Origin of the sequence: Spiroplasma sp. ald (assembly GCF_044714355.1) — a bacterium.
GTDB lineage: Bacteria > Bacillota_I > Bacilli_A > Mycoplasmatales > Mycoplasmataceae > Spiroplasma > Spiroplasma phoeniceum.
In genome coordinates, this window is record NZ_RXFY01000024.1 from 1 (window position 1) to 12314 (window position 12314).

Here is a 12314-nt window from a genome sequence, read left to right on the forward strand (position 1 = left end):
AAATCAAATTTATCAAATTTCATAATTTTAGATTCCTATAATTTCTATTTTAAATATATTTTATAGGAATTTTAAAATAACTAGGTTATGCAAGAAGTCTAATTTATAATTTGCAATTATTATATATAGCATAGAAGATGTATTTAAAATTAAATAATTTAAATAAAAAAGTCATTTTTCGTTGTAGGAAAATATTAATTTTTTAAGTAAAAGACATAATTAATTAAAATTATAATTTGCTATTAGTATCTTTTTAAAAATATTTACAATTATTTTAATAGGTTATGCAAGAAGTCTATTCTACAATTGGGTCTAATTCTTCAATATCAAGTGCCCCTTTACGTTTTGCTTTTTTACGATTCTGTTTTTCTAATTTTGTTTGCATTTTAGCTGCTTTTAATTCTTCTTTCATTAAACGTTTTGTTTCTTTTTTTGAAATTTTGGAATTGTTATTAAATTCTTGTTCATTAGCAAAATTAAAGAATTCATCATCATTAGCTACATTAATTGGTTTTGCCACTTGTTTTGGTTGTTCTGATTGTTGATTAAGAAAAACCGGATTAGAAACAAAAGCTTGTTCATAGTATGGTTGATTGTTGGTTGGTTGGGAATAATTTCCTTGTTGTTGCACTTCCTCTGAATAAACATTTGGAGTTATTATAGGCTCTGGATTAGTAACTGGAACATCATTATATTGTTGTCCTAATATTTCATCAGTTGCAACCGGATTATTTTGGCCTTGATTAATAACTGTTTGATGATTATATTCTTCAACCGGCGATTGAACTAGTTGTTCTTCATACCCATTATTTGAATATTCATCATTTTTCTGTGTTCAAGGAACTGTATCATCTTTTAATTGATTATTTTTTTTTATATCCAAATCATTGCTGGCATTATTTCAACCTGGTTTTAAACCTTCATTATTTTTAATGTGCGGATTTCTTTCAAAATGTTCATTATAATCTGAGTTATTATGCCCACAAGTACAACCTCATGGTCCATAAGGATTATTTTGTTGCCCATAATAATTTGGATACACACCATGACACATTCCTCCCATTTGCGAAGTTGGTGGCATCATCGGATAAAATGGATATGGCGGTGGGGCTACTTGTTGCGCTGGAGATGGTTGTTGAATAAAAAATACTTGTGGTGAAGCACCATTGGTCGGATATGGCGTAATAATTTGCTGAGGTTGCGATGAATATTGGGGAATTGAAGTTCCTGATGAATAATTATTTGAAAAGGCAGGGGTTGGTGATAATGTTAAAGTGCTAATAAACACTTCTGCATCACGACGACTTCTAAATAGCGCAATTTCACTATTAGTATCATGTGACTTTACTAAATATCCTTCTTCATTTGGTAAAATATAAAAACCATTATTCATTTTTTGCACCTCATTTTGCCCTATTTTCTACCCATTCTTGTTACTATAAATTGTACCATAAAAAAGTAAAATAATATATAGTATCATATTTATTTTTTAAAGAAAAGCATACTAATTAAAATTATTTTAATATTTAATTTTTTTCAAACATAAACCATATGGTTTTGCACAATATTTTGTTGTTGCTCCTTTAGGCGGACAGTTTAATTGTGCTTGTAGTTCAGTTAAACTAACTTTGCCAGCATAACAAGCTAAAATAGTTTGTGTCAACATGCGAATTTGATAACGAATAAAACTTTTCCCCCTAAAATGAATTTCAATTTTTTTTGCTTTGTTTCGTTTAACACAAATTTTGTTAATTGTCCGTACTGTTGCAATATCCTCGGTTGGTTTAACCCCTGCAAAATAAGCAAAATCGTGTGTTCCAACAAAAATTTGACTAATTTGATGTAACTTTTTAACATTTAATGGTGCATTAACTTTAAGTTCATAACGGTGGTTAAAAAGATCATACTCTTGATCATTAATTGTATAAACATATTCTTTTACTTTTGCAGTTCGAACACTAAAATTTTCAGCTACAAACTGATATCCTTTAATATTAATATTTGGTGGTAAAGTTTGACTAACGGTTTTAATAAAAAAAGCTAAATGTCGTGGTTGGAATGTTAGTTTTACTAATACCTTTTGATCACAAGCGTGCACACCAGCATCCGTTTTACTAGCTCCTAAAGTTCAAATTTTTTGATGACAAATACCAAAAAATGCTTTTTCCAATTCACCTTGAATTGTTCGAGCATTTTTTTGTTTAACTCAGCCACTATAATCATAACCATCATATTCAATACTTAATAATAAATATAACATTATCATCCTAAAACAAATTCATCAGTATGTGGAATCCGAATTTGTAAAAATCCTGTTTTAATTTTACCAAATATTCATCCATTAGAATTGTTATCTCAATGTCAAACTTGATAAAAAGTTTCATATTGCCCCATTGTTGCTGATTGAGCAATAATAATGCTAGCAATTCCAACTCCAAAAATAAATAATAACACATCAAGAAAATGAATTCGATAATGACGATAACGTGTTCGTTTGGCATGGGGGTCATAACCACGAGCATCCATTGCATATGCTAAATCTTCAGCTTTTTGAAATACTGATACTAATAATGGAATAATTAACGCTGTTGTTGACTTAATTTTATCTTTAAAATGACCATTTTTAAAATCAACCCCACGTGAGGCTTGCGCTTTCATAATCCGTCCCGCTTCTTCAATTAAAGTTGGAATCATTCGTAAGGCAATTGAAATAATTGTTGATAAAATATGAACTGGAAAGCGCACTAGTTTTAATGGACTTAATAAATCTTCTAACGCTAAAGTTAAATCTAATGGGCGCGTTGTTGCCGTTAAAATTGTTGTAATTAAAATCATTAAATAAATCCGGCATGCCATATAAAGGGCATTAAAAATAGCTTTTTCAGAAAAAGCAAATCAACTTTTTCCTCCCGCAGCAACAGGCCCTGTTGCTGTTGCTTTTCCACCTCAATGTCATCCAATATAACCATCCGTAACTAAAAAGCAATTAATTAACAACAAAATAATAAACATAAATAAGATTGGTTTTAGTAATGCTCGTAATAACCTTGGCGGTAATTTGGCTAAAAAGAACAAACTAAAAATTGTTATTCCTAAAATGGCATAACCGGTAAAACCAGTTGAAAAAAAGATTGATATCATTAATGATAACAACATAAATAATTTTACCCGTGGATCCATTCGATGAATTGGGGAATTATAAGCAATATAACGTCCAAATGATAAGCGCATCTCTTTTATCCCTTTCTTTTTTGTTCTTTATGTTCAATAATTTTTTTTGCTAATTGGTCAATATTACGAATATTAACATTTGTTAAATCAAGACCTTTTTCTTGCAATTGATAAATCAAATGATAAATTTTTGGTGGTTCAATTAATAATTCTTGTAATAAATTTTTATCCTTAAAAATTTCAAATGGTGATCCAACTTTTAAAACTCGGCCTTCTCTTAAAGCAATAACTTCATCAGCAATTTCTAAAACATGGTCCATATTATGCGTTACTAAAATAATCCGTTTATTTTGTTCCTTATTAATCCGTTGAAATAATTTAATAAAATCCTCTTCACCTTCAGGATCTAATCCAGCGGTTGGTTCATCTAAAATTAGAGTATTACCCTCCATCGCTAAAATTCCCGCAATCGCAACCCGGCGTTTTTGCCCTCCTGATAAATCAAATGGTGAACGCTCTAAATAATTTAATGGTAAACCAACCATTTCTAGATATTTTTTGGCATTTTCTCGAGCAACTTCTTTAGTTTCGCCCAAGTGAACTGGACCAAACATAATATCTTTTTCAATTGTTTCTTCAAATAATTGATATTCTGGAAACTGGAACACTAAGCCAATTGATTTTCGTAATTGTTTAATATTTTTAATGCGTTTTTGTTTTGCTTTAATAATAAAACCATTTGCATCAACCACTCCCGTCGTTGGAATTAATAAACCATTGATATGTTGAATTAAGGTTGATTTGCCGCTTCCTGTTGATCCAATAATAGCAGTAATTTTCCCAGGTTTAATAACAACATTAATATCTTGCAAGGAAGTATATTCATAAGGTGTTTTAGGAGCATAAACATAAGACACATCTGTGAATGTAATATCAACATTTTGTAATGCTTCAATTTTAGGTTGTTTTTTTACTTTTGACATATCTCATCCACCAACTCTCTAAGATCTAGTGTATTTTTCACTTTTAAACCATTTAAGCGTAAACTATCAACGACTTTTGAAACAAAAGGAACATCTAAATGAATTGATTTCAAAAACTCTTCATCATACAAAACTTCATGTGGTTTTCCACATTTAACCATTTGACCTTTATTCATAACAATCACTTTATCAGCATTTAAAATTTCATCCATATCATGCGTAATTGAAATAATTGTTTTTTCGCGTGATTCTTTTAAATCCACCATAATTTGTTTAATTTCTTTTCGTCCTTTTGGATCTAACATACTTGTGGCTTCATCAAAAATGATAATATCTGGTGATAATGCTAGTGTTGAAGCAATTGCAACCCGTTGTTTTTGCCCTCCTGATAACATTAGTGGTTCATGGTCAAGAAAATTATTCATACCAACTTTTGCCGCAGCTTTATCAATAATTGCTTGCATTTCTTTTTGCGGAATTTGGCGATTTTCAAGTCCAAATGCAATATCATCACGAACTGTTGAGCCAATAAATTGATTATCTGGATTTTGGAACACAATTCCTAAAAATTTTCGAATTCCTGTAATTGTTGATGAATGAACTTCATTACCAAAAACTTCAATTTTCCCTTTTTGTGGGCGTAAAACACCAATAATAATTTTACTAATTGTTGATTTTCCACTACCATTATGTCCAATGATTGTAACATATTCCCCATGGTTAATTTCAAAACTAACTCCATCAACAGCATTAGGATGATTTTCCCGATAGCGAAATTCAACATCAGTTAATTTTAATGAAATATCATTTAGTTTCTCTAACTTTGCATTTATTTTTTTTGTTTTTTTTGCCATTTCTTCTCATCCTTAATGTTTTTTTACATAATATTTTAATTATATACTCAATATTTAAAAATATTAATTGAAATTTTATCTTTCCAATTATACCATTAATTATATATAAAAATTATAAATACACAATAAATCATTACTTTTTTGTAAATTATCTGCGCTCTATCAATAACCGCCATCATTAAAAGGATTATCATCTAAGTCAATATTTTGAACATAGACATCCCGTGGTTTTGCTCCATTTTGTGGACCAATAATCCCATTTTCTTCTAAAGCATCAATTAAACGACTAGCACGATTATATCCAATTGAGAATTTTCGTTGAATTAAAGATGTCGAAGCTTTTTGATTTAAAATCACAAAACGTTTAACTTCTTGATACAATGAATCAATATTATCGTTTTCATTGCTACTTCCTGTTTCACTATTTATTTCAATATTTAAAAACTCTTCATCATAATCAGGTTCTTGTTGAGCACGGCAAAATTCAACTAATCGTTGAATTTCATCATCAGAAATAAATGCCCCTTGCGCACGGGTTGGAATATTTTGCCCGGCAGGCGCATATAACATATCACCATACCCAATTAGTTTTTCAGCCCCACCTTGGTCTAAAATTGTACGAGAGTCAATTGCTGAAGTAACTGAAAAGGAAATTCGCGATGGAATATTTGTTTTAATTACCCCGGTAATAACATCTGTTGAAGGTCGTTGTGTTGCAATCACCATATGAATTCCAGCGGCACGAGCTAATTGCGTAATTCGCATAATTGAATCTTCAATATCTTTTCCAGCTGTCATCATTAAGTCAGCTAATTCATCAATTATAACAACAATATAAGGTAAGCGATCTTTTGCTGTAACTTTTTTATTAAACGATTCGATATTGCGGACTCCACGTTCTGATAGCATACTATAACGACGTTCCATTTCAACAATTATTTTTTTTAAGGCAGAATTTGCTAATTTAGTATCTGTAATAACTGGCGCTAATAAATGGGGTAAATTATTATAAACAACTAATTCAACCTGTTTTGGGTCAATTAATAATAATTTAACTTCCGATGGTTTTGTTCGTAATATTAGCGATGATAAAATGGTGTTAATACAAACAGATTTTCCACTACCTGTTGAACCAGCAACTAATAAATGTGGCATTTTATCTAATTCAACAAAAATAATTTCTCCGTTCACACTACGACCAATGCCAACTAATAATTTATGATCTTGTTTTTCTAATGGTAACCGTTCCATAATTTCACGTAATGTTACTTTATTACTAATTTCATTAGCAATTTCAATTCCAACCGCTGACTTTCCCTGAATTGGGGCTTCAATTCGAACATTTTGAGTCGCTAAAGCATATTTTAGATCATTTTCTAAATGCATAATTTTGTTAACTTTCACTCCTGGTTGCATTTGAACTTCAAATTCTGTAATAGTTGGGCCAATATTAATTCCTTGGACACTAGCAGCAATATTAAATTGTTGAAAAACTTGATTAATTTTCACTGCTTTCTTTTGCGCAGCAAGTTTATTTCGTTCATTATTACGACGGTTATCTTCCTTTGGACTTAATAAACCTAAATTTGGTAATTTGTAATGTGGATTATTAAAAGTATTTCGGCGCGAAATAGTTTGACTATTTTTTTTATTAATCTCAATTGACTTAGGTTTCATAACACGGTGGGGTGGTTGATACGGCATGTCAAAATGTTGTTGATCCATTAATGGTGGCTCATAATTCGAATAATATTCATCTTGATATGGTTCTAATGGATGATGATATTCTGAATTACTTTGTCGATGATAAATTCCTTCATTAATATCAACTGTTTCAAATTGCTCTGATGGCGTTGGATTAAATTCTTCTGTTGGTAATTGTTCATCATAAAATGATGTTTGCTTTAAAGTTGTTGAATTACTACCTCGATTAATTTTTTCAAAAGGCGTGATATCAGTTGCTGAATTCAACTTATCGCGTGCAACATCAATATTAATATCTTTTCCATAAGAAGAACCATACACTGGTAAATCATCAAGTTTTTTATTAAGCGTATTATTACTACGGCGATTACGTGGTTGAATATATTGATCCGGTGTTAATTGCATTAGTGAACGGTGCGGTAATTGCGAAGAATGTGGTGACTGTGAAGGCCCTGAATGATAATCATTAAAAGGTTCTTTTGCATTGAAAGGTTCTTTTCGTAATTCTGGTGTAGAACTAGTTTGATTATCAAAACAAACATAATTTTGTTTCATTTTTTTCTTACCAACAAAATCATCCGCAATTAAATCATCAATTAAATGTTGGTCATGTAAGGCTGTATATGATGGCATTTGAATTGTAATATCTGATGCTTCTGTTGTATGCATAACTTGCCGAACTGAAAATAATTCCTCATCAGGAATATTAAAATTTTGGTAAATATTTTGCTTTTGACGTCGATTTGCTGATAAACGTAATACACGTACACCTTGTTGCTGAAGTTCATTTTTTGGTAAAAACACCCCAATTGCTGTTCCGGTTGCGACTCAACTTCCTCATAATAAAAAAACTGATAAACACAAAATTAATGAACCAAAAATGGTAGTATAACTAGCAATCCCAGCTAAAAAATTGCCAATCATACCCCCTCCAGCATATAAAGTAATTCAAGCACCATTAAAACCAACAAATGTTATCGGATGGTTTGGATTAGGATTAAAAATTGATGCATCTTGTCACCGTTGCAAATAATTCTTAACAACATCTAAAAAAACAGTTTTATCAAAATACGCCATTTGCTCGTTAGCATATTGATAAATTAACAAAATGCTACTTACCAATCAGCAGGACAAAATGATAAAGGTTACCACCATTCAAATTACCCGTGATTTTAATCGAATCCGTACTCCAATAAAAATTGTCAAACCTAGCACTAAGCATACAAAATACATTAAATACTTAAACCAGCCAAATGCAAATGTAAATAAAACATCATCAATAAATTGCCCAATTAAAGTAATTCGCCCTATGGCAAGAATAGTAAAAAACGTCACTAATAATGCCCCAATTACTCACCCGATGGAATCATTACGACGCTGCTTTTTTTCGACTTTTAAGATTGCAGTTTTCTCATTCTGATCATTTAATAACTGATCATCATAAGATTTCTTTTCCATAGTGCAGCCCTCCTAAAATTATAAATATTTAAAAATTACTTTAAATATGACCATACATTTTAAAAACTTCAAATATTTATCTACTATAAATATATCATAAAATTAAATTTCATTCACAATTGCTAAAATAATTGGTGTTTTTCCTGTTTCTGTTTTAACAAATGAACTAATTGTCGATCTAATTTCATTTTTTACTTCATTGACATCATACATTTCACCAACAACAGCTTTTTTATAATGTTTCTCAATAATTTCAATAATAACTTTTTGCATTTTACGGAAAATATCATTATTTTCTTGAATATAAATTACTCCTCGCATTTGCGTGTCAATTAAAGAAACCAATTCCTTTGTTTTACTATCAATTGAAACTCCTATAATAACAACTCCATCAGTAGCTAATTGCTTTCGTTCATTTAAAACAACTGCTCCAATGTCACCAACGCCAATCCCATCAACATATAAATCAGCGGTTTTTACCTTATTGCTTTTTTTCGTATATTCACCATCAATAAATTCAAGACCTTTGCCATTATCAACAATAAAAATATGTTCTGGATTAATCCCAGCTTCAATTGCTGCCATTTTTGCTTGCACAAAATCTTTATATAAACCTTTCACTGGCACAAAATATTTTGGATTAATAATTGAACTCATTAATTTAATATCTTCATAACTTGCTGTCATTGTTCAAACTTTTTTATCCGATAAAGCAATTGTTTTTGCGACAGTTCGTGCTAATTCATCTAAAACATTGGCATGATTTAATTCACTTCCTGGGTTTGGCGGTGTTGCTAAAATAATTGTATCACTTTCTTTAATATCTAGAATATCATCATTACCAGAAGCAATTTTAATCAAACGACTATATAAACGTTCTCCACTACCAGTTACAATAATTAATGATTTTTCTTCTTTAACTGCTTCTTGTAATCCTTTTAAATTAATTCCATTGAAATTTAGTTTTTTACTATCCGATAACACTTTTAATGACTCTAATAAAGTTTGACCATAAATTCCAACTGAAATATTATTTTCACGAACTAAATCAAATAACTCACTAATTTTATGTAAATCTTGATCAAAACAAACTAAAATAATACGATCTTCTGTTTCTTTAACAGCTCGTTCAATATAATTTTTAATCTTATGGTTTGGTGCTGTATAATCACGGCGTGAAGCTGATGAGGCTTCTGATAAAAATAATAATACCTTATTTTTAGCAATAATTTGATTTAAATGTTGTAAATCTGTTGCAAAATTAGGGTCTGCTTTAGCATCAAAAATATAATCTCCAGTATAAATAATTGTGCCATCAGGTGTATGCAATGCAAAACCAAAACTATTTGGCATATTTGTTGTTGTTGAAAATACTTCAACCTTGCATAAACCAAAATCAAGAATATCTTTTGCATTGATAACATGAAAACATTCTTCTTTCCCACGAACTTTAAAACGTTGTAAATGGAATTTTAAAATATTACAAGTTAAATAACTTCCATAAACTGGGAGTGCCAATTCTTTTAAAATATAAGTAAGTGCTTCAGAACATTCATCCGAAGGTTTTGTAATAAAAACACTTTTAATTCGAGTACGGTTTTCTTTTAGATAATCAAAATTAGGAATTACTACATCAATTCCTAAAATTCCACGTTCCGGATTTTTTGTTCCCGCATCAAAAATAAAAATATCTTGTTCTACCTCAATGCAGTATAAATTTTTACCTCGCTCATCTAATCCACCAAGAGCGAAAAAATTAATTTTTGCCATAATTAAAATCGTCTACTTTCTATTCGCTGTTCATTAATTAATACTTATTTACATTTTATTTTTTAAATGTATTTATACATTTTTCCCCTTAATACAAATGTAATCTCTCTAAATAAATGTAATCTTAATTATTATACATTACTATTAAAAAAATATCCAAATAATCGGAAAAATATCATATTTCTATTATCATAACACATTTTTTGAGTTAAAATAATAATATTTAAAAGGATGTGAAAATAATCTTGAAAGCAATTTTTCCATGTAGTTTTGACCCAATTCATGATGGTCATCTTAATATTATTAAAAAAGCAAGTACTCTCTTTTCAAAATTATATGTTGTAATTACGAATAATTTAGAAAAATCAAATCAAACGAACATTAAAACGCGTGCTAAACAAGTTGCCATAGCTTGTCAAAACCTTAATTTAAATATTGAAATTGTTATTAATGACCAAATGTTAACTAGTGATTTTGTTAAACAATTAGGGGCTAAATATATTATTCGAGGCCTACGAAATAATAACGATTTAAAATATGAAATGGAATTAGCTTTTGCTAATAAACAATTAAATAAAGATCTTGAAACAATTTTTTTTATTGCCGATTATGGTTTGAATGAAATTTCTTCAACTTTTTTAAACCAAATTAAGCAATTAAAAAAATAAAAAAATATTGAGTTTCAATATTTTTTATTTTGTCTTTTATTTTCCTAATAAATTAAACATATTTTGTTTATAAATCTCAACTCCTGGTTGATCAAATGGATTTATCTCTAACAAGTAAGCTGATATTGCACAAGCTTTCATAAATCAATATGCTAAATAACCAAACATTTTATCATCCATTGTTGCAAATTCTAAAACAATATTTGGAACATGCCCAACTTTTGTATGAGCAGCAACAACGCCTTCAACAGCAATGGTATTTACTTCATGCAATGTTCTTCCAGCGAGATAATTTAAACCATCTGTATCTACTGCTGATTTTGGCAGGTTAAGATCAATTTGTGGTTCTTTAATTGCGATAACTGTTTCAAATAAAATATTTTTTGTCCCTTCTTGAATGAATTAACCAAAAGAATGTAAATCTGTCGAAAAAACACACGATAATGGTAGTAAACCCTTTGAATTTTTTCCTTCTGATTCCCCAAATAATTGTTTCCATCATTCGGTAATCATCTGCATTTGTAACTCATAAGTTACAAGCATTTCTGCTTTATATTTTTCCTCTTGATTTAAAATATAACGTCCAACAGCATATTTATAGGCATGATTAGTGAAATCATCAATTAAAGTATCTTGATAAGCTTGTTGTGCTCCTTTAAATACATTATCAACATTAATACCACTTACTAACATTGCAAAAATACCAACTGGGGTTAACACTGAATATCTTCCCCCAATGTCATCCGGAATAACAAAGGTTTGATAACCTGCTTTATCAGCTAATATTTTTAGAGCACCTTTCTCTTTATCTGTAATAGCAACAATTAAGTTGGTTGCTTTTAGGCTTCCTTCTTTTTTTCTAAAAGCTCTTTACAAAGACGAAATGCAATTGCTGGCTCAGTTGTTGTCCCTGATTTAGACACAACACAAATTCCAAATTTTTTGTCTTGAATATATTTCAAAACTTGTGCTGTATAAGTTGAAGACATTGTATTCCCAATATAAATGATTTCTACTTTTTGTTGACTATATAACCCATTAATCATTTCAATTGCTGCTCGCGCACCAAGATAACTTCCATCAATTCCAATTACCAATAAAACGTCAATTTCACTAGCTAATTTCTTTGCTGTTTGTTTTATTTTTGCAAGCTCTGCTTGATCATAATTATTTGGTCACTCAACTCAACCAAGGAAATCATTTCCTAATCCTGTTTTATTATGAATCATTTGGTTAATATCTTTAACTCGCCCTAAATATTTGTTAAAAACAGATTCGGCTAATGCATTAGTAAAATCTACTTTAATCATTTTAATAATATGCCTGCTTTCTATCTAAAAAACCTTACATTTGTAAAAATTTTAATTTATTTACTTGTTAGTGAATTAATTTTTTCANTAGACTTCTTGCATAACCTAGTTATTTTAAAATTCCTATAAAATATATTTAAAATAGAAATTATAGGAATCTAAAATTATGAAATTTGATAAATTTGATTTTATTAATGATAAAGAATTATTCCGATTAACAGGAATAAAACAAGCCACTTTTAATAAAATGTTAGATATTTTAAAGGTTGCTGAAATAGAAAAATTTAAAAAAGATGACAAAGCTAACAAATTATCACTAAAAAATCGATTATTTATGACTTTATCGTATTGACGAGAATATCGTACTTTTTTTCATCTTGGTAAAAGTTTTGATAT

Annotated in this window: 9 protein-coding genes and 1 pseudogene; 2 read left to right on the top strand and 8 right to left on the bottom strand. The window is 29.5% G+C overall.

Going from position 1 to position 12314, the window contains the following annotated elements; all coding sequences use genetic code 4:
- Window positions 1-295 precede the first annotated feature (295 nt).
- The 7 genes from EHU54_RS02185 to EHU54_RS02215 form a co-directional block, all read right to left on the bottom strand.
- A complete protein-coding gene (locus EHU54_RS02185) occupies window positions 296-1393 on the bottom strand; it encodes a hypothetical protein (RefSeq protein ID WP_400248704.1) in 1098 nt (365 codons plus the stop codon).
- Between the two features lie 126 nt (window positions 1394-1519).
- The gene (gene truA / locus EHU54_RS02190; protein ID WP_400248705.1) at window positions 1520-2260 is read right to left on the bottom strand and encodes a tRNA pseudouridine(38-40) synthase TruA; all 741 of its coding nucleotides are present in this window, start codon (window positions 2258-2260) and stop codon (window positions 1520-1522) included.
- A complete protein-coding gene (locus EHU54_RS02195) occupies window positions 2260-3231 on the bottom strand; it encodes an energy-coupling factor transporter transmembrane component T family protein (RefSeq protein WP_400248706.1) in 972 nt (323 codons plus the stop codon). Before EHU54_RS02195 ends, truA begins: the two co-directional genes overlap by 1 nt.
- A gap of 5 nt (window positions 3232-3236) precedes the next feature.
- Window positions 3237-4154 (bottom strand): energy-coupling factor transporter ATPase, encoded by a 918-nt coding sequence (locus tag EHU54_RS02200; RefSeq protein WP_400248707.1) that lies wholly within the window; start codon window positions 4152-4154, stop codon window positions 3237-3239.
- A complete protein-coding gene (locus EHU54_RS02205) occupies window positions 4142-5008 on the bottom strand; it encodes an energy-coupling factor transporter ATPase (RefSeq protein WP_400248708.1) in 867 nt (288 codons plus the stop codon). Before EHU54_RS02205 ends, EHU54_RS02200 begins: the two co-directional genes overlap by 13 nt.
- A gap of 159 nt (window positions 5009-5167) precedes the next feature.
- Window positions 5168-8170, bottom strand: a complete 3003-nt coding sequence (locus tag EHU54_RS02210; protein ID WP_400248709.1) for a DNA translocase FtsK — start codon at window positions 8168-8170, stop codon at window positions 5168-5170.
- A 102-nt stretch (window positions 8171-8272) separates the two neighbouring features.
- Window positions 8273-9940 carry a ribonuclease J gene (locus EHU54_RS02215; protein ID WP_400248710.1) on the bottom strand — a complete coding sequence of 556 codons (1668 nt, stop codon included), beginning with the start codon at window positions 9938-9940 and terminating at the stop codon, window positions 8273-8275.
- 245 nt (window positions 9941-10185) lie between these two features.
- Here EHU54_RS02215 and coaD point away from each other — a divergent pair, with 245 nt between their 5' ends.
- Window positions 10186-10608 (top strand): pantetheine-phosphate adenylyltransferase, encoded by a 423-nt coding sequence (coaD, locus tag EHU54_RS02220; protein ID WP_400248712.1) that lies wholly within the window; start codon window positions 10186-10188, stop codon window positions 10606-10608.
- Window positions 10609-10644: 36 nt separating this feature from the next.
- Here the strand turns inward: coaD and EHU54_RS02225 are convergent.
- Window positions 10645-11918: pseudogene (locus tag EHU54_RS02225) on the bottom strand (glucose-6-phosphate isomerase).
- A 166-nt stretch (window positions 11919-12084) separates the two neighbouring features.
- Between EHU54_RS02225 and EHU54_RS02230 the strand changes: the two are divergent.
- Window positions 12085-12314: transposase family protein (locus tag EHU54_RS02230; protein ID WP_400248714.1), on the top strand; the 230-nt coding region annotated here is incomplete at its 3' end.